Genomic DNA, 22,199 nt, shown 5'->3' with positions numbered 1-22,199 from the left:
AAATTATGGCAGAAAGAGATTATTACGAAGTACTCGGTGTAGCAAAAGGTGCCGATGTAAAGGCAATTAAAAAAGCCTATAAGCGTTTAGCAATGAAGCACCACCCTGACCGCAACAAAGACACTAAAGAAGCGGCAGAAAAGACTTTTAAAGAAATTCAAAAGGCTTATAGTATTTTATCGGATACCGAAAAACGCCAAGCCTACGACCAATTTGGTCACGCAGGTGTGAATGGCAGTGCCGCAGGTGGCGGTGGCAACCCATTTGGTGGTAGCGGTGGCTTTGGTGATATTTTTGGTGATATTTTTGGTGGTGGTCGTCAACAACAAGCCAGTAATCGTGGCTCAGATTTACGCTATGATTTAGAAATTGACCTCGAAGAAGCTGCTAAAGGAAAAACCGTTCAAATTCGCATTCCTAAAGGAGAAAAGTGTGATACTTGTAATGGCTCTGGTGCTAAACCTGGCACCAGTGCAAAGACTTGTGGTACTTGCCATGGTGCAGGTCAAGTACATATGCGACAAGGTCCTTTCCAAGTGCAACAACCTTGTCCACAATGCAATGGTGTTGGTCAAGTCATCAGTTCCCCTTGTGGTGATTGCCACGGAAAAGGTGTGGTACGCAGACAAAAAACACTCTCAGCGAAAATCCCTGCGGGGGTTGATTCTGGTAATCGCATTCGTCTTACAGGTGAAGGTGAAGCAGGACTGCGTGGTGGTCCAGCTGGTGATTTATATGTAGAAATCCATGTCAGACCACATAATATTTTTGAACGCCATGGTAATGATTTGTATTGTAGTGTGCCGATTAATTTTGCATCGGCAGCATTGGGTGGCACAGTTGAAGTACCAACTTTAGAGGGTAAGCTAAACCTTAAAATCCCTGAAGGTACACAAACCAATCGCCAATTCCGTCTAAAAGGCAAAGGTGTAACAATCTTACAAGGTGGTGGTGCAACAGGGGATTTGATTTGCCAAGTGCAGATTGAAACGCCTGTTAATCTCAGTAGCAAGCAAAAACAATTATTGAAAGAGTTTTCAGGTTCCTGTGGAAAGAAACAACACCCCGAGTCGAACTCCTTCTTTGGTAAAATGAAGTCATTTTTAAAATAAAGTATAAGGACACAACAGTGAAAATCACACAAATCAAAGCACGCGAAATTTTAGATTCCAGAGGCAATCCAACTATTGAAGCAGACATCACTCTTGAAAATGGCACAATGGGGAGTGCAATGGTGCCATCAGGTGCATCAACGGGTGAACGAGAAGCATTAGAATTGCGTGATGGGGATAAATCTCGTTATTTGGGCAAGGGTGTTTTAAAAGCGGTGGCTTTTATTAATACTGAAATTGCACAGGCGTTAAAAGGCTTTGATATTGCTGACCTTAGTAAAATTGACCAAGCAATGATTGACCTTGATGGCACTCAAACCAAATCTCGTTTGGGTGCGAATGCCATTTTGGCAGTGTCATTAGCCGCTGCACATACAAATGCAAATGCTTTAAACAAACCTTTATATGACACACTTAATTTAGGTGCTAAATACAAATTACCTGTACCAATGATGAACATTATCAATGGCGGTGAACATGCAAATAATAGCGTGGATATTCAAGAATTTATGATTATTCCTGCGGGTGCGCCGACCTTTAAAGAGGCGTTGCGTTATGGTGCAGAGGTATTCCACAAGTTGAAATCTGTTTTGGAAGCCAAAGGACTAAATACAGCGGTGGGTGATGAAGGCGGTTTTGCACCAGACTTAGCCTCCAATGAAGAGGCAATTAAAGTAATTTTAGAGGCAATTAAAGATGCCGGTTTTGTAGCAGGTAAAGATATTTACATCGGTATTGATGCCGCCAGTTCTGAGTTTTATGAGAATGGCACTTACAATCTTGCTTCTGAAAATCGTTCGTTAACTTCTGAAGAATTTGTTGATTATTTGGCAGACTGGGTAGCAAAATACCCAGTAATTTCCATCGAAGATGGTATGGATGAAAACGATTGGAATGGTTGGGCTTTATTAACAAAAAAAATTGGCAACAAAGTGCAGTTAGTCGGTGATGATTTGTTCGTGACTAACAGCAAGATTTTGGCAGAGGGTATTGAGAAAAGCATCGCCAATTCAATCCTAATTAAAGTCAATCAAATCGGTACTTTAAGTGAAACTTTTGAAGCAATGGCAATGGCAGAAAAAGCAGGTTACACTTGCGTAATGTCACATCGTTCTGGCGAAACAGAAGACACAACAATTGCTGATTTGGCAGTAGCAACAGGCTGTGGACAAATTAAAACTGGCTCACTTTCTCGCTCTGACCGTTTGGCAAAATATAACCGCTTACTTCGCATTGAAGAGGAGTTGGGTGCTAATGCGATTTACCCTGGCCTTTCTACATTTAACCACCTAAATTAAGGTAGGCAGACCGCTACTTGGAATCACTTTCAACTTCTTGGCTAATCATCATCCTTATAGGGTTGATTTTGGCGTCCGCTTTCTTTTCATCAGCTGAAACTTCGATGATGGCAATTAATCGCTATCGCCTAAAAACACTTGCCAAAACCAACGAAAGAGCCAAATACACCGAGCGTTTATTAGGTAATTTAGACCATCTAATTGGCACAATTTTACTAGGTAATAACTTGGTCAATATTTTTGCTTCCAGTGTTGCTACCCTCTTGGCAATTAAATTATGGGGTGATGGCTCAGTGGTGATGGCATCTTTAGCGTTAACTTTTGTGATTTTGGTTTTTGCAGAAACCACGCCAAAAACTTTTGCCGCCAAACACCCTGAAAAAATTGCCCTACCAGCTTCCGTTATTATTAATGTCTTGGTTAAAATCTTCAAGCCATTTGTTTGGTTTGTTGCACAATTGAGCAAACTAATTTTGATGATACTTGGCGTTAAAAACAACGAGTCTATTGATGAGATTAGTTCGGAAGAATTAAAAATGGTAGTAGATGATGCCAAGCCGATTATTGCGTCAAATTATCAAAAAATGTTGCATAACATCATTGACTTAGAGAAGGTAAAAGTAGAAGATATTATGATTCCGAGACACGAACTCATCAGTATTGACACCAGCAAACCCGATGAAATCATCAAGCAATTACAACGCACACAACACACGCGTTTATTGACTTATGACACATCAAGTGACAATATTACTGGCGTTTTACATATGCGCAATGTGGTTAACTTGTATGCCAAAGATGAGTTCAGTATTGAAAATGTATTGGCAGCAGTGCGCAAGCCATATTTTGTACCCGAAGGCACTTCGTTGGCACATCAATTGGAACACTTTCAGACAAAAAAAAGACGCTTGGGTTTAGTCGTTGATGAATATGGAGAAGTGCGTGGCTTAATTGTTTTGGAAGATATTTTGGAAGAGATTGTTGGTCAATTCACTTCCAATCAAAACGAAAGCATTGATGAAATTATCAAGCAGGAGGATGGCAGTTATTTGATAGATCCAAGAGTGAGCATTCGCGAACTTAACGCCTTGTTGGACACAAATCTTAGTGTTGATAAGGCTAAAACTTTAAATGGACTTATCTTGGAAGAATTACAAAGTATTCCGAAACGCGATATAAGTATTAAAATTGATAATATCTTGATAGATATTATTCAAATTGCCGATAGTGCGATAAAACTGGTTAAACTGACAAAGATTGACCCATCTTAACTACCAATCCAGCTTGTAAATCAAACTGATGAGTGTTACTCAATAAAATCACAGTTGAACCCATATTAAAACGCCCCAACTCTTCGCCTTTTTTAAGACTGATATTTTTATCGCTATAATCCACACTGAATTGTTTGCCATACGGTGGGGTAATTTGTCCATGCCACACAGTATCCATACTACCGACAAAAATTGCACCGACTAAGACAATGGTATAGGTATCAAAATAACACACCACTCGTTCGTTTCTAGCAAACAAATTATCAACTGATTGTGCGGTTTGTTGGTTAACTGAAAACAAATCTCCACCAATATAATCCATTTTTAACAACTTGCCGTCAAACGGTGCATGAATACGATGGTAGTCGCTTGGGGATAAATAAATAGTGGTGAAATCTTTAAAATCTGTGTCATTGCCTAGCAAGGCTTTCAAAGTAAATTTTTTGCCTTTGGCTTGAATTAAATCGCCGTTTTTGATATTGCCTGCTTGTGAGACTGTACCATCAACTGGGCTGATTAATCCATCACCGATTGGACGGACATCGGGCTTTAATGAGCGGGTAAAAAAGTCGTTGAAATTTTTATAATCTTCTATATTTTCACGATTCGCTTGGGATAAATCCACCTGATAAGTTTTGACAAACCAATGAGTGAATTTATTTTTTATCCACTTATTTTCAATACGGGCAAAGCGAAACATTAGCCCAGAAAGACTATGCTGTGGAATAATATATTGTAGAAAAATCATTCGGATAATTGTTTTTGCAGATAAATCAATGCTTCATCAAACGGCACTTCTACTTTATCAGGGTTATTTCTGGCTTTGTATTCAATATTGCTATTATCAGCATGCGTATCGCTCAAAACCAGCCGATGTGGAATACCTAATAACTCACTTTCAGCAAACATAATACCCGCTCGTTCTTTTTTATCATTCAATAAAACTTCAATACCTGCATCTAAACACTGTTGATACAAATTATCTGCCAATTCTTTAACGCGGGTTGATTTGGTGTAATTAATTGGCACAATTACCACTTGGAATGGGGCAATACTGGCTGGAAAAATAATCCCCCTATCATCATAATTCTGCTCAATAGCAGCAGCAATAACACGGGTAACTCCGATACCATAACAGCCCATCAACATCACTTCTGCTTTGCCAGATTTGCCGATGACATTGGCATTCATTGCTTTAGAATATTTATCACCAAGCTGGAAAATATGCCCGACTTCAATACCGCGTTTGATGACTAATTTTCCTTTGCCATCAGGGGAATCATCGCCTTCAACAGCGTCACGCAAATCAGCAGTTTTAAATTCAATATCTGTCCAATTAACTCCTGTTAAATGTTTATCCCATTCATTCGCACCGCACACAAAATCACACATCACGGCTGCGGAATAATCAACAATTAGATCAATACTCAAACCTTTAACGCCGATAAACCCTTTTTTTAACTCTAAAGATTTGATCTCTTCATCACTTGCCAATTCAAACTCACCCCATAAATTCTGTGCTTTGGTTTCATTCAAATCGTGGTCGCCACGCAAAGCCACCGCTTTGAAACCCTCTTTGGTTTTAAGGATTAAAGTTTTAACGCAGTCTGCTTGTTCAACATTTAAAAACTCAGCCACGGCTTCAATACTGGTTTTTTTCTTAGTCAGCACCATTTTTTCAACAGCACTTGGCGAACAAGTAGCCGTCTGTTCAGAAAAAACAACTTTTTCAATATTCGCCGCATAATCCGATTTATCAGAAAAACAAATCGCATCCTCACCCGACTCTGCCAACACATGAAACTCAATCGAATTTTCACCGCCAATACTGCCACTATCAGCCAATACAGGGCGATAATCTAAACCAAGTCGTTCAAAAATTCGACAATAAGTGCTGTGCATTTTGTCAAATTCCTTCTGCAAACTGTCTTGCTCTAAATGAAAAGAATATGCATCTTTCATAATAAATTCACGCGAACGCATTACCCCAAACCTAGGGCGAATTTCATCACGGAATTTAGTTTGAATTTGATAGAAATTTATCGGTAATTGCTTATAACTATTGAGATACTGCCCTGCCAAATTAGTAATCACTTCTTCGTGTGTTGGGCCGAGGCAAAATTCTCTGCCATGGCGGTCATTAAAACGCAACAATTCCGCACCATACTCATCCCAACGCCCTGACTCCTGCCACAATTCTGCGGGCTGTGCCACAGGCATCAGCACCTCTTGTGCATTTGAATTGTTCATTTCTTCACGAATAATTTGCTCAACTTTTTGCAAAACTTTGAGACCTATTGGTAAGTAAGAATATAAGCCCGAAGCAAGTTTAGAAATAAGCCCTGCACGAATCATCAATTGATGTGAAATAATCTGCGCATCATTTGGCGCTTCTTTTTGCATTGGGATAAGAATTTGACTGGTTTTCATTTATAATAGCGAAATAAAAACAACCAATTTTACCTATGCCCGATATTCAAACACTTTTAATTTATATAATTCCTGTGCTTTTTGCCATCACCGTTCACGAGGTAGCACACGGTTGGGTTGCTTCAAAGCTAGGCGACCACAGTGCCAAAATGATGGGAAGACTTACTCTGAACCCTATTAAACATATTGACCCGATAGGCACGATTTTGATGCCTGCAGTACTATATTTAACCGGCTCTCCTTTTCTATTTGGCTGGGCAAAACCCGTGCCTATCAACCCCAACGCCCTGAGGAATCCAAAACATGATATGTCGTGGGTAGCACTAGCAGGCCCTATGTCTAACTTTATGATGGCAGGATTGTGGCTAGCATCTATCTTTATTGCCTTTGAAATCAAATCACAATTTTTAATTGATATGGCACAAATTGGCATTAGTATTAACTTAGTACTGGGTGTGTTAAATTTACTCCCTCTGCCTCCACTGGATGGCTCACGCGTGGTCAGTTCATTATTACCCAACAAATTAGCCTATGAATATAACAAATTAGAAGCTTATGGTTTATTTATTCTCTTAGGTTTACTTTTCTTGGGTATCTTTGAAAAAGTCATTTTACCCATTGTTAAAATATTACAAACCTTTATGCTTCACACTGTTGGCTTGATTTAAATACTTGAACTGTAATAATCTAATTTAATTAGAGACCTTTGCATAAATATGAATAATCATCAAAACGCCATCTTTCATCAAATTACAAACTTTTTAAAAACACCCTTAGCCCTGCTAAGAGTGGATTTAAAAAATTTCCAATTTAATAAAATCTGTCATTTTGCTAATCATCCCTATTTATGCAAAGGTCTCAATTAGATTTGATATTTATCACTCATTCCCACGCACATGGAAACGAAAAAAAATTACACTCTAACCCTAATTATTCTTATAACCATTTCTCATTACGAACTTGAACAAAATTGCAATGATAGCAATACTCCAGACAATAACCGCTCCGCTTGGCAAATCCATCAGTGATGATGCGATTAAGCCAAGCCCGTAACCTGAACCACCAATTATATAACCTTTCAATAATACCTTGTTGCTTCCAATGCTTCCCAGCGCTGGGATAATCAGACTGGCAAACACTAGGTAAACCCCCACTAATTGCACTGAACTGGTCACAGCAATGGCAAACAGTAAGTAAAATCCTAGGTGGTTTAATTGTTGTTTAAATTTAAACAACACCAGCAATATTAAACCTGCTACTAATGCTGTAGGCAAGAGTTGCCCCCAAGTAATCCACAATATTTGTCCCACCAGTAAATCTTTGAGTGATTCACCGCCATGCGGGTTATCCGCCAAGAGTAAAATACTAGCAGTAGCTGCCAGTATAAAGGTTACACCAATTAGGGCTTCCTGATATTTTTGACAGCGTTTCTCTAACCAGCCCAATGCAGTTGCAGCAATTAATGCACTGCCCACTGCGGCTATTTGCACTTCCCAGCCATGAGCTTCCCAGCCGAAACGGTAAGCGGTAATGACACCCAAGCCTGCAATTTGGGCAATCGCCAAATCAATAAAAATAATGCCGCGTTTAAGCACTTCCTGACCAAGCGGTACATGGGTTGCCAATATTAATAAACCCGCGATAAAAGCGGGTCCTAGAATGGCATACTCTAACCCTTCAACGCTCACAAATGCACTCCGATTAATTGATCTACAATCCGTCCAAACCAAACTATTAAAGTCTCATTTTTAACAGGGCTAAAACTAAGACTGATAACAGGTATGCTTGTTTTTTTTGATAGCCAATGTGCTGGCTTTTGATTCTGATAAGTTGCACTCAGAATCATCTCCGCTGGGTTTTGTTTTAATTGAGTCAGTAACTTGCTTAAATAGGCGCTACTGGGTGGAATACCTGGTTTTGGTTCAAGTGTGGCAATCTTTTTTAATCCCAGCCATTGTTCCAGATACACCCAACTATTATGGCTAACAACAACTCTCTTACCCTGCAAGGTTTGCGTTTTTTGCTGCCATTTTTTAATCGCTTGTTGCCATTGCTGTGCAAACTGTTGTCCGTTTTGTTGATACAAACTGCGATTGGCTGGGTCAACACGCATCAGCCGTTGCGTGAGTGCATTGGCGATCTGTTGAATACGGCGTGGATCAAAGTGAATATGCGGATTCCCAGCCGCATGAATATCCCCCAAACTGCGATCTAGAACGGCAGGTTTTTCTAATAGGGCGACCTGATTGGCCGCCATAAAATACCCAGCTTGCCCAGATTGAATCTTGCCATTGCCTGATTTACGCAGCAACAAAGGCAGCCAGCCCACCTCCAATTCGGCACCCGTACATACCAGTAAGTCAGCACGGCGTACCTTGGCGATTAGACTAGGGCGTGCCTGTATATGATGTGGGTCTTGCTGAGCGGTGGTGGCACTGAAAACTTTGACAGCACTGCCGCCAAGTTGCCGTGACAATGCTGCCCATTCAGGTTCGCAAGCGAAGACATTGATTTTGGCGTAAGCCGAATTCAAGCCAAATGATAATAGCAACACCGCCAAACCAGTTTTTGTTATCCATTGATATAACATAGTATTTTCTCCTAAAACTGGTGAGCACCATGACTGCCGAGGCTCATGGTGTATTGCAATAAGATTTGATTATCGCTCTTTTCATAGGAATCATCCTTGTTGAATTGCAAGCGCACTCGGCTAAATTCACTCGGCAACCAATCCAATGCGAGACTGGTGCGTTTAGGTGTATGCCCTTCATTATCCAACCCCGCTTCTTTCAGTACATTGACATTAGAACCCGTGTTATTGCTGTCTAGCTGGTCATAACGCAAACCCAATTGCCATTGAGGTTTAAACTTATAGGTTGTTTGTGCATACCAGCCTTTTTGATGCCCATCATAGCTTGTTGTCTCAACAGGAGGCCCACTGTTTAGCATAGTAACATTACCCATTTCCTTGCGATCAAAATATTCAGTTTGAAATTTGAAATTTTGATTTTTTGGGTTGCCATTAGGCGCCCATTTATAGACAAAATCCAGTGCATTAATTTTACTGTCACCACTAAATGAAGGTGTTTCTGTTGTTGTGCCACCATGTGAATGACCACCACTTTGACGACCCTTTATATCATTTGCCTGCCAATGACTTGCACCCAACTGCCAACTGTGTTCAATACCAATATCACCACCTATATCCGCAAATGCAGTCCACGCACCTAAACCATTTGCCTTACCACCTGCGGGGAAACGATTGCCACTTAACAACTCTGTGCCGAACTGCAAAAAGGTATCTGTAGGTGCAATATAACTAATTTGCAAACCATCGTCAGCCAATTGATTACCAAATAAACCACGATAAATTAACGGGGCATCAGCAAAATCCCAAGCGTGGGCGTGTTGCTTATTTAAATAACCGATCTCTGAAAGAAAACGACCGCCCTTTACAGTTAAACCATTGCCTAGACCTAATGTTTGAATAAATGCTTCTTCCAGTTCTACTTCTGTTGCGCCTTCATGTTCAGCAATAGCAGTCGTTAATTTACCATAGAATTTGTCGTCAATATTGGCACTTATAGCAATTTCAGTATGGCCTACAGAAAACCCTTTTTCACCCAAACCTGATTCAGGACCGAGCGCGAACCCAGGTAATTCATAATCCTCTGGATCATTGTCAAAATTGGCATAGCGACCATCTAAAATGACGCTAATAGCAGGATTAAAGTTATTTTTCCCTGATGATATTTTTTGTGCAGTGTTGTTTTGTTTTAAAGCAACCTGAACTTCCTGAGCCTTGGAATTTGCTTGTTTTGCATTTTCCTCTGTCTTTAGTAATCGAACTTCCAGTGTTTGAATACGCCGTTCATAGTCTTTTTTGAGGGTATCTAGTTGTTGTTTTATGGCCTCTGTTTCACTGTTAGCAAAGACAAAAGTTGAATTAAATAGTGTGGTTGCTATTGCAACCGATAGTAATATTTTACGCATAAGAATTTCTCCTGTGAGACCTTTGCATAAATAGGGATGATTAGCAAAATGACAGATTTTATTAAATTGGAAATTTTTTAAATCCACTCCTAGCAGGGCTAAGGGTGTTTTTAAAAAGTTTGTAATTTGATGAAAGATGGCGTTTTGATGATTATTCATATTTATGCAAAGGTCTCCCTGTAAATATAATATTCGCCACGACATACAAAAGTCTGTGACGGTCAAAAAATGATTTATTTATTTACAAAAGAGAGGGAGGAGCGCGGGAAAAATATGCTGATTGTGGTAAAGATAGCCAAATACTAACGATTTGAGGGATGGATTGTACGCGACTAACTAGAATGGTTAATTGCAACATAGGAGAAATCAGCCCATCTCCTAATCTCTCGCATTGCTGAAATATTTGACAGGATTGATCTTCCTCATGAAACGAATGATCTACAGCGTGAAACAGCACACCAAACTGCCCAATAAGCAATAAGATGCTTATAAGTGCTACCATATGTATCTGAGTGTGATTTCGATTTATCATTTGATGTAAAGCCTAACATGTGAGTTAAACTCACGCCAAAAAGTTTTAATTCTACAGGAAAGTATTTTTTATGGGGGGTCTTTCTGCAACCTAAGCAAAAAAACCACTAATATACCATCTAAGAATGGCAGTATAAAAAAATTAGGGAAGTCGGTCTGTAAGCCGGGTTCTGTTATTGATAATCATTCATCTACGCATATTATTACTAATATGCTTTAGCACTCTACCCGCTACCTTGTGCGAGCAGCACCAATGGTAGCCTATTTGAGCTTGCTCCAAGTGGGGTTTACCTTGCCGCGGTTGTTGCCTTCCACGCGGTGCGCTCTTACCGCACCTTCTCACCTTTTCCCATAAAAATGGGTAGTCTAAATCTCTGCAGCACTTTCCATTATGTTACCATATCTGGCTGTTAGCCAGCACTTTGCTCTATGGAGCCCGGACTTTCCTCTGATAGAAAACTACCAGCGACTATCCGACCAACTTCGGGGGTAATTATATATTAACTCAGTATTAATGACTTTCTTTTTATATTAGAATGAGACCTTTGCATAAATAGGGATGATTAGCAAAATGACAGATTTTATTAAATTGGAAATTTTTTAAATCCACTCCTAGCAGGGCTAAGGGTGTTTTTAAAAAGTTTGTAATTTGATGAAAGATGGCGTTTTGATGATTATTCATATTTATGCAAAGGTCTCAGAATGTTATAATATAATTTTAATCAAGCGAGAATTAAGAATGAAAAAAATAATACTTACAATGCTAACTTTATTATCTTTAAATGCAAACTCAGCGGTTTATTTAGAGTTTGAGAAGTATGAGAATTCTTCTGAAGGTGTTCAATCAGGTATTACTAAATGTAAAGATGCCAGAGATTGCATGAAGAAAGTTGATTGGGCATGGAGAACTGGTAAGTCGGTTGATTGTGCCAGATTAACAATGTGGAGAAAGAATACTGGGCAAAAAGCTGTGAAAATATGGTCAAGAGATTTCCGCTCCCCTTATTGGGCGGCTAAACAAGAGGCGTTAATATGGAGAGATGCTTCCGATTAAAATTTGATGGATATTTTCACCTTGCGAATCCACAGCGACTGTAACGGGCATATTTTTTACTTCAAACTCATAAATTGCCTCCATCCCCATTTCTTCAAAGGCAATTTTTTTGGCTTTTTTAATGGATTTAGAAATCAGATAAGCAGCACCGCCCACGGCAATTAAATAACTGGCCTTGTGTTTTTTGATACTCTGAACGGTTGCCTCACCTCGTTCTGCTTTGCCAATCATCCCTAAAATACCAGTGTTTTCTAACATCATATCGGTGAATTTATCCATTCGTGTGGCAGTAGTGGGTCCTGCAGGACCAATCACTTCATCGCCAACGGCATCAACTGGTCCGACATAATAGATAAATTTATTATTAAAATCCACGCCTTTTGGTAGCCCTTCGCCATTATCTAACATTTTTTTAAGGCGGCTGTGTGCGGCATCCCTACCCGTGATAATTGTACCTGTGAGTAGCAAAGTATCGCCTACTTTCCAATCATTCATTGCTGATTTTGTTAGGCTGTTTAAGTCGATTTGTCGATACTGAGAATAGTCAATTTCTAATTCTGGATACATATTAATATCCACTTCTGGCAATTTCGCCACGCCTGAACCGTCTATTGAAAAATGCAGATGACGAGTAGCTGCACAGTTTGGAATCATGGCGACTGCTTGGGAGGCAGCGTGAGCTGGGTAGTCTTTGATTTTAACATCTAAGACAGTAGTTAAACCACCTAAGCCTTGCGCACCAATACCGAGATTGTTGATTTTTTCCATTAATTCTAAACGCAATTTTTCAATATTGCTTGGATTGGATTTTTGAACGATGTCTTGAATGTCAATTGGTTGCATCAAACTTTCTTTTGCCATCAGCATCGCTTTTTCGGCAGTACCGCCGACGCCGATACCGATTACACCCGGTGGACACCAGCCAGCACCCATGGTTGGAATCATTTTCATTATCCAATCGGCAACATTGTCATCAGGTTGTAAGACGGTGAATTTTGCTTTATTTTCTGAGCCACAGCCTTTAGCAGCGACGATAAAATCTAATTTGTTACCTTTGACAATTTTCATATGAATGACAGCAGGTGTGTTATCTTTAGTATTGGTTCTGGAAAATAATGGATCGGCAACGATGGAAGCACGCAAAGGGTTATCTGCATTGGTAAAGGCTTGTTTAACGCCTTCGTTAATCATTTCTTCTAAAGACATTTCAGCGTCCCAAGTTACTCCCATACCTACTTCAACAAATACATTGACGATACCTGTGTCTTGGCATAATGGGCGTTGTCCAATAGCGGCCATTTTTGAGTTAATAAGGATTTGGGCGATGGCATTTTTGGCAGTTTTGTGCGTTTCTTTTTCATACGCATTTGTCATCGCCTGAATAAAGTCAGAACTGTGATAATAAGAAATGTATTGCAATGCATTGGCAACGCTTTCAATGACTTGATTTTGTTGGATGTTCATATTTAAATTTTGTAAAAATTTGTGGGTAACTTATAGTATTATATATCTTTTTATTTTATCTACTATCTAACTGGAGTTTTTATGTTTAATTTTTTCAAATCCCAGAGTCTTTCTATTGACCTTGGTACTGCCAATACCCTTATTTATATGGATGGTGAAATTGTCCTGAACGAGCCGTCTGTTGTTGCTATTTATCACGATAGAAGTTCTGCAGAAGCAACAGTTATCGCGGTCGGTAAAGATGCTAAGGATATGTTAGGCAGAACTCCTGGTTCGATTGAGGCGATTCGTCCAATGAAGGACGGCGTGATTGCAGATTTCAAAATTACAGAAAAAATGTTACAGCACTTTATTAAAAAAGTATTGAATGCTGGATTTTTCTCACCAAGTCCTAAGGTGCTTATTTGTGTGCCTTGTGGTGCAACGCAAGTTGAGCGTCGTGCGATTAAAGAAAGCGCTGTGGGTGCAGGTGCACGCGATGTATATCTCATTGAAGAGCCAATGGCAGCAGCATTGGGTGCAGGTATGGCGATTAAAGAAGCATCTGGTGCGATGGTGGTTGATATTGGTGGTGGCACAACAGAAATTGCAATTATGTCATTGAATGGTATTGTTTATTCTGACTCATTGCGTGTCGGTGGCGATGTATTTGATGATTATATTATTAAATTTGTGCGTCGTGAACACGGTATTATTATTGGTGAATCGACGGCTGAAAAAATCAAGCAGGAAGTGGGTTCGGCTTATAAAACCAGCGTTATCAAGAAAATGGAGTTTAGCGGCAGAGATGTTGCCAAAGGCATTCCAGTCAGTTTTGAAGTAACTAATACAGAAATCAGAGATGCCTTGCAAGAGCCATTAGTGACTGTTATTGGTGCAATAAGAATCGCACTTGAGCAAACACCACCTGAGTTAAGTTCTGATATTGCGGAAAATGGATTAGTATTAACGGGTGGCGGTGCATTATTGGACGGTTTAGATAAACTCATTAGCCAAGAAACCAAACTCCCTGTGCGTATCGCTGATGACCCTTTAACTTGTGTGGCTCGTGGTGGTGGTGTTGCACTAGAAATGATTAGTCAGCACAATATAGGGTTTTTGTCAGCAGAGTAATTGTTCTAAAATATCGGGGTAAGGTATCTGAGTTATGCAATTTTTAAAACTTTTTATACCTATTTTAATTGCAATTTTTTTAATCTTTTCAGATTATAAATTTTCTTATTTGGACAGTGTTAAACAATCAATCGCTCGGCTAATATCGCCAGTATATTTATTGGTTAATCTACCTTCTCAATTCTACATTTGGATTAACGAACAAGGCACAAGTAAGCAATTTTTACTTAATCAAAACAAACGACTAAATGTGGAATTGACCCGTCTCAAGGTTGACTTGCAAGACCACAATGCACTCTTATTAGACAATCAAAAACTCAGTGACTTACTAAAATCACGCTATCAACTTGATAAGGGCATCTTTGTATTGGCGCGCGTTGGTGCTATTAGTCAATCACGACTAAAAAAACAAATTGTTATTAATAAGGGCGTCGGTGATGGCATTGAAATTGGTCAAATTGTACTTGGTGCTGATGGTGTGCTTGGACAGGTCAGTCAGGTAACGCCACTGTATTCAACTATTTTGTTGATTACTGACCCTACTCAACATATTCCTATTAAAAACCAGCGTAATGGCATTCGTGGCATTGGTAAAGGCATTGCGTCACAGCAGGGTAAATTAATGGTGAATTTTATTGAATCTGGGCTTGATGTCAAAGTGGGAGATGTGTTTTTAACCAGTGCGATTGGCTCAAAATTCCCTGCAGGATACCCGGTAGGTCGCGTGATTCACATAGAAAACCGAACAAACGACCCGTTCCTGCATATTGAATTAACACCGACGCAAACCATTCAGCAGTTAGAATTTGTTTTAATCAATAAAAGGGTGAAATAGAATGCATACTCAAAGACCTTATCTTTTCCTAACTAAAATAACACTGTTTGTACTCATTATTAGTGCGTTTCCTTTGCCTGATATTCTTACAGATATTGCCCCTTTTTGGGTGCTGTTATTTTTTACTTATTGGCTGACTTATTTTACGACACAAGGACGATTTTTTATTGCTTTGCTATTGGGTATTTTTATTGATATTTTGTATGGGGATATTTTAGGACAAAATGCTTTGGCACTCATTTTAAGTGGGGCATTTATTGTCAAAGTAAAACAGTCACTTGCTGTATCTAATATCACCACACAGCAAATTTATGTCTTTACCGCTGCTAGTATTTACTTAGGTATTTTGCTGTCGATACATATGATATCCACGCAAAGTTTTGACTTTAATTATTATTTATTGTTCACACCATTCACCAGCGCATTCCTTTGGCCGATAGTGCAATTAACACTTTCAAAATGTAGGCATTAACCGATACTCAATGATGACTTATGAATAAAATTAGCAACACTTCGTTGGAAAGTCAGATTTTTTCTAATAGAGTAATTCTATCCATTGCTTTTATCTTGATTTTAACCATCATTTTAATCTCAAGAGTTTTTAACCTGCAAATCAACAACTACGAATATTACACTGAAGAATCTCTAGGCAATCAAATGCGTACGCTGCCGATTACACCAACGCGTGGCGATATCTTTGACCGTAATGGGAAAATTCTTGCCACCAATCAACTTGCTTACAGACTAACACTCACGCCTGAAAAAACCAAGGATATTGTCAAAACACTGTTAGCGCTTAAAGAACGAAAATTCATTAACGACAAAGATATTGCCGCTTTTAAAAAATATAGGGGGCGTTATAAAAATTTTCATAGTATTCCTTTAAAGCACAAACTTAGTGAAAAACAAGTGGCAGAATTTTTAGTCAACAACCCTTTTATTGGAATTGATATTGAGCCTTATTTTCACCGAGTGTATCCTAATGGTGCTTCCAGTGTGCATGTGGTCGGCTATGTTTCAAGGATGAATAAAAAGGACAAAAGTTTCTATAACAAAGAGGATTACCTTGGCACTTCTTTTGTCGGAAAAACAGGTATTGAAAGACAATACGAAACACTATTACACGGAAAAAATGGAAAAAAACAAATAGAACGCAATGCTGCTGGGCGTGTTGTCAACACCGAAATCATCCAAGAATCGAAAACAGGGGTGGATTTATATCTAAGCATTGATTTGGATATGCAGAAAAAAGCCGAATCTTTGCTCAAGGGAAGACGCGGTTCAATTGTTGCCATTGATGCCACGAATGGTGAAGTATTGGTGATGGTGAGCACCCCTATTTACAACCCTAACTGGTTTGTAAATGGCATTTCTCACAAGAATTATAAGCAATTACAAACTTCAAAAGATATCCCCCAACTCAATCGTGCCATTCAAGGCTTATACCCTCCAGGTTCGACAGTTAAGCCGATGGTTGCACTCGCAGGACTTGAGCAAGGGCTGATTACTGCTCACAGTGAATCTTACTGCCCAGGTTTTTTTAAACTGCCTAATGTCAAACGAAAGTTTAACGACTGGAAACGCTCTGGGCACGGGGTGGTGAATGTAAAAGATTCTATTGCACAATCCTGCGATGTGTTCTTTTATGAACTGGCTAACAAGATGGGCATTGATAATTTGCATGATGGTTTAGAACTCTTTAACTTTGGCAAAAAAACAGGAATTGACATTCCCGGGGAACGCGGCGGCATCTTGCCTTCAAAAGCATGGAAAAAAATCAATAAGAATGAGCCTTGGTATCGTGGGGAAACTTTGATTACAGGGATTGGGCAGGGTTTTATGACGACTAGCCCATTACAACTGGCTGTTTCTACGGCGGCGCTGGCCAATAAAGGGGTAATTTTCCAACCAAAAATATTAAAAAGTATACAGGTTTCTGGCGAGGTAATCAAAGAAGTGGTGCGAGGCTATAGTAAGCAAATACCGATTAAAGATATTCATAATTGGGAGAATGTGATTGATGGAATGAAACGCACCATTTACTCACCAAAAGGCACGGGTAGAAGGCTCAATAAAAAATTGAGCTATACTTTAGCAGGAAAAACAGGGACGGCACAAGTATTTGGATTGGACGCAGAAGAGCAATATATTGCTGCCAATCTTGATGAACGCTTACGCGACCATGCACTATTTACTGGATTTGCACCAATTGAAAGCCCTAAAATTGTGATTGCAGTTATTGTTGAAAATGCGGGTAGTGGCAGTGCGAAAGCAGCACCACTGGCTAAAAAAGTATTGGATATTTATTTTAAAAAATTAGCTAAGAAAGGTTTGTAACTGTACTTCTTGAATGGGGAAAGTAAGGGTATTGTCCATTTTATAGCGTGCTTTGAGTTGGTCCAATTGTGGCTGGTTAATTTCATCGTATAAAATGATAATTTTCGCTTCTGGGGAATTGCCCTCTAAAGTGGCTAATAATGACTCAATATTACTCACACGGTCACGGAATTCTGGATTGTGACTAAACTCTAATACGACAGCATCGTATTGGTTTTTCTTGGCTGATTTAACTGCCCTTCTTTGTGAATCTTCAAAATCCACTGTAAAGCCTAATTGCTGAAACAAAGGGGTAAAGTCGTCAAAACCACCCTCATCAACGAAAAATAATAATCGTTTACTCATTGTGTTTCCTGTTGTGCGTAAAAAGTTTGCTTAAAGGTGACAAATGCATTATTTTCAATGGCTTCTCGCATACCTGCCATTAAATCTTGGTAATAATGTAGGTTGTGAATGGTATTGAGTCGCGCTCCTAAGATTTCATTTTTGCGTTGTAAATGGTGTAAGTAGGATCGGGTATAATTTTTACAGGTATAACAACCACAGCGTTTATCTACGGGAGTTATGTCTAATTTATATTGTGCGTTACGAATTTTGACAATACCGGTTGAGGTGAATAAATAGCCGTTGCGCGCATTGCGGGTTGGCATCACGCAATCAAACATATCGATGCCTCGTTCAACCGCCTCCACCAAATCACTTGGCGTGCCGACGCCCATTAAATAACGGGGTTTGTCGGCAGGCAATTGTTCGGGTAAATAATCCAATACTTTAATCATTTCCGCCTTGGGTTCGCCCACACTTAAACCGCCAATTGCATAACCGTCAAAGCCAATATTCATCAAAGCCGTTGCCGATTGAGATCGTAAATCTTCAAACATACCACCCTGCACAATGCCAAATAAAGCATTCGGATTGTTTAATTTTTCATGTGCCTCTTTTGAACGATGTGCCCAACGCAATGAAAGTTGCATAGATTTATCTGCGATGATTTTATCAGCAGGATACGGGGTGCATTCATCAAAAATCATCACGATATCTGAGCCTAATTCGTGCTGAATTTGCATTGACTCTTCGGGTCCCATAAAAATTTTATCGCCATTTTTAGGCGAACGAAACTCAACACCTGACTCGCTAATTTTACGCATATCTCCCAAACTAAATACTTGAAAACCGCCTGAATCCGTCAAAATTGGCCCTTGCCAATGCATAAAATTATGCAAATCACCATGGGCTTTAATGACCTCAGTTCCCGGAGTAATCGCCAAGTGAAAAGTATTACCAAGAATAATTTGTGCACCGAGTTCTTGTACCTCTTCGGGGGTCATTGCTTTGACCGTGCCATAGGTACCAACGGGCATAAAGGCAGGGGTTTCAACCTTGCCTCGTGTAAAAGATAAAGTACCACGGCGGGCTTTAGTATCTGTATTTTTTAAATTAAATTTCATTTTTTGTGTCCTTTCGCTTGCTTGACTGCATTTGCCAAAGTTGCGCGTATTTACCTTGCATTGCTAATAATTCTTCGTGTGTACCTTGTTCAAGAATCGTACCCTCGCCTAAGACGATAATTTTATCAGCATCAACGATGGTAGAAAGACGATGTGCAATGACCAAAGTGGTGTGTTCATTACCCAATTCTTTTAAGGCTTTTTGCACCATTTTTTCTGAGTAAGAATCAAGTGCTGAAGTGGCTTCATCAAAAATTAAAATGGGTGGATTTTTAAGTAGCACTCTGGCAATCGCCATACGCTGTTTTTCGCCACCTGATAATTTAAGTCCTCGCTCTCCTACTATCGTATCATAGCCATCAGGTAACGCATCAATAAATTGATCAATAAAAGCTGCTTTTGCCGCTACCTCTACTTGTTGCTGAGTTGCGCCCTGTTTGCCATAAGCAATATTGTAATAAATGCTTTCGTTAAACATTACCGTGTCTTGCGGCACCACGCCAATTGCTGATTGTAGCGAGTTTTTATCCACGGTTTTAATATTTTGCCCATCAATCAGAATTTCACCGTTACTCGCATCATAAAATCGGAACAGTAATTTAGCCAAGGTAGATTTACCCGCCCCAGATTGCCCGACAATAGCCACTTTTTTGCCTGATTCAATAGTAAAATTCACATTTTTTAAAGTTTTATTTTTATTTTCATAAGCAAAAGAAACTTGCTTAAACTCAACCTTGCCTTGACTCACTTTTAAGGCAGGTGAATTTTTAGCATTCTGTACTTTTGCACGACGGTCCAACAAATCAAACAGATTGTTCATATCGATAAAATTATGTTTTATTTGTCGGTAAACAATACCCAAAGAACCGAGTGGCAAAAACAACTGCAGTAATAGCGCCTGAATCATAATCATATCGCCCAAGCCCAATGTCTGCTCAACCACACCCTGCGCTGCCATAATTAAAATAATTGTTACCCCCACAGCAATCACACTAGATTGTACAAAATTGAGTGCTGTCATTGAAGTAAAACTCTTGGTTGCCACATCCTCCCAACGCCCCATCGTTTTATCGTAACGATTCACTTCAAAATCTTCCCGATTAAAATATTTCACCGTTTCATAATTAATCAAACTGTCCACTGCATTGGTATTTGCCTCAGATTGCATATCATTCATCTCGTAACGATATTTCATCCGCCAAGTGGTGATTGCCAAAGTCAATGCGATATAAAATGACACCGTTGCTAATGAAATCCCAGCAAAAAAAACATCGTAATTTATCCACAACAATCCAACTACCATCGCAATCTCAAAAAATGAAGGGATGATATTAAAGACGAAAATAGACAATAAGGTAGAAACGCTTTGCGTGCCACGGTCAATATCACGAGTAATGCCGCCAATACGACGGTCTAAATGAAAAGACAAATCCAGCGTATGCAAATGCTTAAATACCCCCAAAGCAATCAAATGCATTGCATGATAACGCACCCGAGCAAACACCGCATCTCGCAACTCATTAAACAAAGCACTGCTGAGACGCAATACCCCATAAGAAAACAACAAACCCAAGGGTAAAACCACCAATATATCGGGTTGGTCAAGCCCATCAACAATACCTTTAAGTGCGACTGGCACTGCCACATTGGCTAATTTGGCAGCGATAAGAAACAGCGTTGCCAAAATAACACGCCCACGCATTTTCAGCAAATAAGGGGCTAATTTCTTTAGTACCTTGATATCCTGTGTTTTGAAGTCATAAGCTTTGGTTTGTTTATTGATATTTTTCATCGTTAATTGGGTAATTCTCAGGCAAAATTGCTCCTTTCTCTAAGGCAATTTTAACCACCTTTTTATTTCTAGATTGCACTGGATTCTGCATTAATTCCGTCTTACAAAAACTGTGCATCTCATACATCTGCGGGTGCGTGTGATTACATTGAGACCTTTGCATAAATATGAATAATCATCAAAACGCCATCTTTCATCAAATTACAAACTTTTTAAAAACACCCTTAGCCCTGCTAGGAGTGGATTTAAAAAATTTCCAATTTAATAAAATCTGTCATTTTGCTAATCATCCCTATTTATGCAAAGGTCTCATTCTAATACATGAAAACTCGCCCCCCCCTAGACACCAAGGACCATCATCCTTAATCTTACCCTTAATCAAATAAATTCTGTATTACAGATATTTTTTTTGTGCTCAAATAACTCTTCAATTACTCACGCTCCCTATTTGGATATTTGATATACAGCGGTGAACGCAGAGTGAATATTTTACTCAAGACCTTTGCATAAATAGGAATAATTATCAAAAATCCACTTTTCACTCACTTGACAATTTTTTAAACCCTGCCTTGCCACTACTAGAAGTAAGTTTAAGAAAATCACCAATTAGCATTTTTTTCAATACTCTTGAGGGTAAAAATTGAATTTTACTAATCATCTCTATATTATGCAAAAGTCTCTACAAAAAGAATTAATTTAGCGATTGAGCATTTAATATCCGTTCAGAATATAGCTGAATTAAAGAAAGTAACTTAAAATGTGTCCAGGTTTGTAGGACTATTGCACTAAAGCACCAATCCCGACAAATAGTTACCTAACTCGTTTAAAATACCTGCTAATTATCACTTACCCAAACATCGGAGATGGGCGCAGGTGTTGCCTGTGAATACCTAATTCTTTGAATAAAAAAATGCCTACAAGTATTCATTAATTGAGACCTTTGCATAAATATGAATAATCATCAAAACGCCATCTTTCATCAAATTACAAACTTTTTAAAAACACCCTTAGCCCTGCTAGGAGTGGATTTAAAAAATTTCCAATTTAATAAAATCTGTCATTTTGCTAATCATCCCTATTTATGCAAAGGTCTCAATTTTAGTAAATTTTAACGATGTTATTTATTTTATTAAAAATTGAATTGGATTTTGAGTTAAGTATAAACACTGTCCAAATATCCTGAAAGGCGGTAACGGAAATCGCGTCTAAATCTCGTTTAAGTTTCCAAAAGAGTGTGGCTGAGTCTTGTTCGGATTGATAGTCTATCGTAGTGAGCCGTACTCCAGTACCGCCTGGTAGGTCTTTTCCTAGAAATATGAATACAGCAACATCTCCTTCAGCCCAAGCCCAGTTAGGAGCATCCATAGTAGATGACATATCATGCCAAAAATCTTGCCATTCTTGGGCATTTTTCATAACGGCAAAGCGAGATGAGTTATTGACTTGAGTATCAAAAATCCAGTTTTGACGAATATACTCGGGTGTTATTTCAAGGATTTGATTATTCATATTTTTTTGTTC

General features: G+C 39.1%; 24 protein-coding genes and 1 other RNA gene. 12 read left to right on the top strand and 13 right to left on the bottom strand.

Annotated features, from left to right (window positions below; genetic code table 11):
- Window positions 1–5 precede the first annotated feature (5 nt).
- The 3 genes from dnaJ to AB8525_RS08505 are packed head-to-tail and all read left to right on the top strand — an operon-like array spanning window position 6 to window position 3,681.
- Complete coding sequence (gene dnaJ / locus AB8525_RS08515; RefSeq protein WP_369177392.1) at window positions 6–1,112, top strand: molecular chaperone DnaJ; 1,107 nt, start codon at window positions 6–8, stop codon at window positions 1,110–1,112.
- A 17-nt stretch (window positions 1,113–1,129) separates the two neighbouring features.
- Window positions 1,130–2,410, top strand: coding sequence for a phosphopyruvate hydratase (gene eno / locus AB8525_RS08510; protein WP_369177391.1), 1,281 nt, complete (start codon window positions 1,130–1,132; stop codon window positions 2,408–2,410).
- Between the two features lie 17 nt (window positions 2,411–2,427).
- Entirely contained in the window at window positions 2,428–3,681 is a 1,254-nt protein-coding gene (locus AB8525_RS08505) for an HlyC/CorC family transporter (protein WP_369177389.1), read from the top strand.
- Here AB8525_RS08505 and asd read toward each other — a convergent pair.
- Both asd and AB8525_RS08495 read right to left on the bottom strand, forming a co-directional pair.
- Window positions 3,653–4,429 (bottom strand): archaetidylserine decarboxylase, encoded by a 777-nt coding sequence (asd, locus tag AB8525_RS08500; RefSeq protein WP_369177387.1) that lies wholly within the window; start codon window positions 4,427–4,429, stop codon window positions 3,653–3,655. The genes AB8525_RS08505 and asd overlap by 29 nt on opposite strands.
- Window positions 4,426–6,111 carry a proline--tRNA ligase gene (locus AB8525_RS08495; protein ID WP_369177385.1) on the bottom strand — a complete coding sequence of 562 codons (1,686 nt, stop codon included), beginning with the start codon at window positions 6,109–6,111 and terminating at the stop codon, window positions 4,426–4,428. Before AB8525_RS08495 ends, asd begins: the two co-directional genes overlap by 4 nt.
- Before the next feature lie 35 nt (window positions 6,112–6,146).
- On the opposite strand from AB8525_RS08495, the gene AB8525_RS08490 reads away from it, so the two are divergent.
- Window positions 6,147–6,779 carry a site-2 protease family protein gene (locus AB8525_RS08490; RefSeq protein WP_369150909.1) on the top strand — a complete coding sequence of 211 codons (633 nt, stop codon included), beginning with the start codon at window positions 6,147–6,149 and terminating at the stop codon, window positions 6,777–6,779.
- 48 nt (window positions 6,780–6,827) lie between these two features.
- Window positions 6,828–6,977, top strand: a complete 150-nt coding sequence (locus AB8525_RS08485; protein ID WP_369177384.1) for a hypothetical protein — start codon at window positions 6,828–6,830, stop codon at window positions 6,975–6,977.
- A gap of 60 nt (window positions 6,978–7,037) precedes the next feature.
- On the opposite strand, the gene AB8525_RS08480 is transcribed toward AB8525_RS08485, so the two are convergent.
- From AB8525_RS08480 to AB8525_RS08460, 5 genes are all read right to left on the bottom strand, one after another.
- Window positions 7,038–7,799, bottom strand: coding sequence for a metal ABC transporter permease (locus AB8525_RS08480; protein ID WP_369177383.1), 762 nt, complete (start codon window positions 7,797–7,799; stop codon window positions 7,038–7,040).
- Window positions 7,796–8,701, bottom strand: a complete 906-nt coding sequence (locus AB8525_RS08475) for a metal ABC transporter substrate-binding protein (protein WP_369177382.1) — start codon at window positions 8,699–8,701, stop codon at window positions 7,796–7,798. Before AB8525_RS08475 ends, AB8525_RS08480 begins: the two co-directional genes overlap by 4 nt.
- A gap of 11 nt (window positions 8,702–8,712) precedes the next feature.
- Window positions 8,713–10,263: a hypothetical protein gene (locus AB8525_RS08470; protein ID WP_369177381.1), complete on the bottom strand. Its 1,551-nt coding sequence runs from the start codon at window positions 10,261–10,263 to the stop codon at window positions 8,713–8,715.
- A gap of 515 nt (window positions 10,264–10,778) precedes the next feature.
- An RNA gene (gene rnpB / locus AB8525_RS08465) (RNase P RNA component class A) lies at window positions 10,779–11,120 on the bottom strand.
- Window positions 11,121–11,161: 41 nt separating this feature from the next.
- Complete coding sequence (locus tag AB8525_RS08460; RefSeq protein ID WP_369150900.1) at window positions 11,162–11,317, bottom strand: hypothetical protein; 156 nt, start codon at window positions 11,315–11,317, stop codon at window positions 11,162–11,164.
- Between AB8525_RS08460 and AB8525_RS08455 the strand changes: the two genes are divergently transcribed.
- Entirely contained in the window at window positions 11,306–11,689 is a 384-nt protein-coding gene (locus AB8525_RS08455) for a hypothetical protein (protein WP_369177380.1), read from the top strand. The genes AB8525_RS08460 and AB8525_RS08455 overlap by 12 nt on opposite strands.
- On the opposite strand, the gene AB8525_RS08450 is transcribed toward AB8525_RS08455, so the two are convergent.
- Complete coding sequence (locus AB8525_RS08450) at window positions 11,663–13,153, bottom strand: fumarate hydratase (protein WP_369150893.1); 1,491 nt, start codon at window positions 13,151–13,153, stop codon at window positions 11,663–11,665. The genes AB8525_RS08455 and AB8525_RS08450 overlap by 27 nt on opposite strands.
- Before the next feature lie 81 nt (window positions 13,154–13,234).
- Here AB8525_RS08450 and AB8525_RS08445 point away from each other — a divergent pair, with 81 nt between their 5' ends.
- From AB8525_RS08445 to mrdA, 4 genes are read left to right on the top strand one after another with little or no spacing between them, the layout of a single operon-like run.
- Entirely contained in the window at window positions 13,235–14,266 is a 1,032-nt protein-coding gene (locus AB8525_RS08445) for a rod shape-determining protein (RefSeq protein ID WP_369177379.1), read from the top strand.
- A gap of 34 nt (window positions 14,267–14,300) precedes the next feature.
- Window positions 14,301–15,101: a rod shape-determining protein MreC gene (gene mreC / locus AB8525_RS08440; protein ID WP_369177378.1), complete on the top strand. Its 801-nt coding sequence runs from the start codon at window positions 14,301–14,303 to the stop codon at window positions 15,099–15,101.
- Between the two features lies 1 nt (window position 15,102).
- Window positions 15,103–15,573, top strand: a complete 471-nt coding sequence (gene mreD / locus AB8525_RS08435) for a rod shape-determining protein MreD (RefSeq protein ID WP_369150886.1) — start codon at window positions 15,103–15,105, stop codon at window positions 15,571–15,573.
- Window positions 15,574–15,593: 20 nt separating this feature from the next.
- Window positions 15,594–17,438: a penicillin-binding protein 2 gene (mrdA, locus tag AB8525_RS08430; protein ID WP_369177377.1), complete on the top strand. Its 1,845-nt coding sequence runs from the start codon at window positions 15,594–15,596 to the stop codon at window positions 17,436–17,438.
- Here mrdA and AB8525_RS08425 read toward each other — a convergent pair.
- From AB8525_RS08425 to AB8525_RS08410, 4 genes are read right to left on the bottom strand one after another with little or no spacing between them, the layout of a single operon-like run.
- Entirely contained in the window at window positions 17,418–17,783 is a 366-nt protein-coding gene (locus AB8525_RS08425; protein WP_369150881.1) for a hypothetical protein, read from the bottom strand. The genes mrdA and AB8525_RS08425 overlap by 21 nt on opposite strands.
- Window positions 17,780–18,886 (bottom strand): tRNA guanosine(34) transglycosylase Tgt, encoded by a 1,107-nt coding sequence (gene tgt, locus AB8525_RS08420; protein WP_369150878.1) that lies wholly within the window; start codon window positions 18,884–18,886, stop codon window positions 17,780–17,782. Before tgt ends, AB8525_RS08425 begins: the two co-directional genes overlap by 4 nt.
- Complete coding sequence (locus tag AB8525_RS08415; protein WP_369177376.1) at window positions 18,876–20,678, bottom strand: ABC transporter ATP-binding protein/permease; 1,803 nt, start codon at window positions 20,676–20,678, stop codon at window positions 18,876–18,878. The genes tgt and AB8525_RS08415 overlap by 11 nt, the downstream gene beginning before the upstream one ends.
- The gene (locus AB8525_RS08410; RefSeq protein ID WP_369177374.1) at window positions 20,662–20,841 is read right to left on the bottom strand and encodes a hypothetical protein; all 180 of its coding nucleotides are present in this window, start codon (window positions 20,839–20,841) and stop codon (window positions 20,662–20,664) included. Before AB8525_RS08410 ends, AB8525_RS08415 begins: the two co-directional genes overlap by 17 nt.
- A 4-nt stretch (window positions 20,842–20,845) precedes the next feature.
- On the opposite strand from AB8525_RS08410, the gene AB8525_RS08405 reads away from it, so the two are divergent.
- Together AB8525_RS08405 and AB8525_RS08400 are read left to right on the top strand one after the other, a co-directional pair.
- Window positions 20,846–21,064, top strand: a complete 219-nt coding sequence (locus AB8525_RS08405; protein ID WP_369177372.1) for a hypothetical protein — start codon at window positions 20,846–20,848, stop codon at window positions 21,062–21,064.
- Between the two features lie 564 nt (window positions 21,065–21,628).
- Complete coding sequence (locus AB8525_RS08400; RefSeq protein ID WP_369177370.1) at window positions 21,629–21,790, top strand: hypothetical protein; 162 nt, start codon at window positions 21,629–21,631, stop codon at window positions 21,788–21,790.
- On the opposite strand, the gene AB8525_RS08395 is transcribed toward AB8525_RS08400, so the two are convergent.
- Complete coding sequence (locus tag AB8525_RS08395) at window positions 21,777–22,187, bottom strand: hypothetical protein (RefSeq protein ID WP_369177368.1); 411 nt, start codon at window positions 22,185–22,187, stop codon at window positions 21,777–21,779. The two genes, AB8525_RS08400 and AB8525_RS08395, sit on opposite strands and share 14 nt — an antisense overlap.
- Window positions 22,188–22,199 lie beyond the last annotated feature (12 nt).

Source organism: Candidatus Thiodubiliella endoseptemdiera, assembly GCF_964212635.1.
In the GTDB taxonomy this organism is placed as follows: Bacteria; Pseudomonadota; Gammaproteobacteria; order PS1; family Pseudothioglobaceae; genus Thiodubiliella; species Thiodubiliella endoseptemdiera.
Note: the sequence above shows the minus strand (reverse complement) of the source record. Positions and strands in the feature narration are given on the sequence as shown.

Bases quoted from the DNA above. Each gene is read 5' to 3' on its own strand.
- AB8525_RS08450 (WP_369150893.1), bottom strand. From the start codon at position 13,153: ATGAACATCCAACAAAATCAAGTCATTGAAAGCGTTGCCAATGCATTG.
- AB8525_RS08415 (WP_369177376.1), bottom strand. From the start codon at position 20,678: ATGAAAAATATCAATAAACAAACCAAAGCTTATGACTTCAAAACACAG.
- AB8525_RS08405 (WP_369177372.1), top strand. From the start codon at position 20,846: ATGAATAATCATCAAAACGCCATCTTTCATCAAATTACAAACTTTTTA.
- mreD (WP_369150886.1), top strand. From the start codon at position 15,103: ATGCATACTCAAAGACCTTATCTTTTCCTAACTAAAATAACACTGTTT.
- mrdA (WP_369177377.1), top strand. From the start codon at position 15,594: ATGAATAAAATTAGCAACACTTCGTTGGAAAGTCAGATTTTTTCTAAT.
- AB8525_RS08455 (WP_369177380.1), top strand. From the start codon at position 11,306: ATGATTATTCATATTTATGCAAAGGTCTCAGAATGTTATAATATAATT.
- AB8525_RS08485 (WP_369177384.1), top strand. From the start codon at position 6,828: ATGAATAATCATCAAAACGCCATCTTTCATCAAATTACAAACTTTTTA.
- mreC (WP_369177378.1), top strand. From the start codon at position 14,301: ATGCAATTTTTAAAACTTTTTATACCTATTTTAATTGCAATTTTTTTA.
- AB8525_RS08475 (WP_369177382.1), bottom strand. From the start codon at position 8,701: ATGTTATATCAATGGATAACAAAAACTGGTTTGGCGGTGTTGCTATTA.
- AB8525_RS08495 (WP_369177385.1), bottom strand. From the start codon at position 6,111: ATGAAAACCAGTCAAATTCTTATCCCAATGCAAAAAGAAGCGCCAAAT.
- tgt (WP_369150878.1), bottom strand. From the start codon at position 18,886: ATGAAATTTAATTTAAAAAATACAGATACTAAAGCCCGCCGTGGTACT.
- AB8525_RS08460 (WP_369150900.1), bottom strand. From the start codon at position 11,317: ATGAATAATCATCAAAACGCCATCTTTCATCAAATTACAAACTTTTTA.
- AB8525_RS08410 (WP_369177374.1), bottom strand. From the start codon at position 20,841: ATGCAAAGGTCTCAATGTAATCACACGCACCCGCAGATGTATGAGATG.
- AB8525_RS08470 (WP_369177381.1), bottom strand. From the start codon at position 10,263: ATGAATAATCATCAAAACGCCATCTTTCATCAAATTACAAACTTTTTA.
- dnaJ (WP_369177392.1), top strand. From the start codon at position 6: ATGGCAGAAAGAGATTATTACGAAGTACTCGGTGTAGCAAAAGGTGCC.
- AB8525_RS08445 (WP_369177379.1), top strand. From the start codon at position 13,235: ATGTTTAATTTTTTCAAATCCCAGAGTCTTTCTATTGACCTTGGTACT.
- AB8525_RS08400 (WP_369177370.1), top strand. From the start codon at position 21,629: ATGAATAATCATCAAAACGCCATCTTTCATCAAATTACAAACTTTTTA.
- AB8525_RS08425 (WP_369150881.1), bottom strand. From the start codon at position 17,783: ATGAGTAAACGATTATTATTTTTCGTTGATGAGGGTGGTTTTGACGAC.
- asd (WP_369177387.1), bottom strand. From the start codon at position 4,429: ATGATTTTTCTACAATATATTATTCCACAGCATAGTCTTTCTGGGCTA.
- AB8525_RS08490 (WP_369150909.1), top strand. From the start codon at position 6,147: ATGCCCGATATTCAAACACTTTTAATTTATATAATTCCTGTGCTTTTT.
- AB8525_RS08395 (WP_369177368.1), bottom strand. From the start codon at position 22,187: ATGAATAATCAAATCCTTGAAATAACACCCGAGTATATTCGTCAAAAC.